At 72.1% G+C, this 1253-nt stretch carries 1 protein-coding gene; it reads right to left on the bottom strand.

Going from position 1 to position 1253, the window contains the following annotated elements; translation table 11 throughout:
- Positions 1–1242: potassium-transporting ATPase subunit KdpB (gene kdpB, locus FV229_RS26905; RefSeq protein WP_147754822.1), on the bottom strand; the 1242-nt coding region annotated here is incomplete at its 3' end.
- Between the last annotated feature and the right edge of the window lie 11 nt (positions 1243–1253).

The raw sequence follows: 1253 nt of genomic DNA, 5'->3' as shown, positions 1-1253 counted from the left end.
GAGGAGGTCCGCGCCATCGCCGACGAGGTCGCCCGGGCCGGCGGCACGCCGCTCGCCGTCTCCCGCGACGATCGCCTCGACGGCGCCCTTTCGGATCTGCGCGCCGGCGAGGTCGACGCCGCTCATCCGGGTCTGGGCGGTGAAGGGCACGAAGGTGGCGTCGAGGTGCCCCATGTCGCGCGCGCCGATGCCGTAGCCCTCCTTGGCCAGCACCACGATCGAACGCCCCTCCGGGGTCTCGTCGGCGAGCGAGGCGAGTTGCGCCGCGTCGGCCAGCTCCTGCTCGGTGACGCCGCGGACGGGGCGGAACGCGGTGGCCTGCCGGTTGCCCAGCGTGATCGTGCCGGTCTTGTCCAGCAGCAGCGTGTCGACGTCGCCGGCCGCCTCCACCGCGCGGCCCGACATCGCGAGCACGTTGAAGCGCACCAGCCGGTCCATGCCGGCGATGCCGATGGCCGACAGGAGCGCGCCGATGGTCGTCGGGATCAGCGTGACGAACAGGGCGACCAGCACGATCAGCGGGATGGCGCCGCCGGCGTAGGACGCGAAGCTCGGGATCGAGGCGACGGCGAAGACGAAGATCAGGGTCAGCCCGGCGAGCAGGATGTTGAGCGCGATCTCGTTCGGGGTCTTCTGACGCGAGGCGCCCTCGACGAGGGCGATCATCCGATCGACGAAGGTCGAGCCGGCAGCCGCCGTGATCCGCACCCGGATCGCGTCGGAGAGCACCTGCGTGCCGCCGGTCACCGCCGAGCGGTCGCCGCCGGATTCGCGGATCACGGGGGCGGATTCGCCGGTGATCGCCGCCTCGTTGACCGAGGCGATGCCGAGGATGACCTCGCCGTCCGACGGGATGATGTCGCCGGCCTCGACCAGCACCACGTCGCCGACCTTCAGGCCGTTGCCGGGCACGGTCTCGTAGGCGTCGCCTCGGCCGGTCAGGCGCTTGGCCAGGGTCTCGGTCCGGGTGCGGCGCAGGGATTCCGCCTGCGCCTTGCCGCGCCCCTCGGCGACGGCCTCGGCGAAGTTGGCGAACAGCACCGTGAACCACAGCCACAGGATGATCTGCCCGGAGAAGGCGAGGTCCGCCGCCCCGGTCGCGGCGTCGCGCACGAACAGGATCGTGGTGAGCAGGGCGACGACCTCGACGACGAACATCACCGGGTTGCGCACCATCAGGCGCGGATCGAGCTTCCTCACGGCACCGACGAGGGCCGGGCCGACGAGGGCCGCGCTGAACAGGGTCTGGGAGG

It is taken from the genome of Methylobacterium sp. WL120 (assembly GCF_008039465.1).
GTDB lineage: Bacteria > Pseudomonadota > Alphaproteobacteria > Rhizobiales > Beijerinckiaceae > Methylobacterium > Methylobacterium cerastii.
Note: the sequence above shows the minus strand (reverse complement) of the source record. Positions and strands in the feature narration are given on the sequence as shown.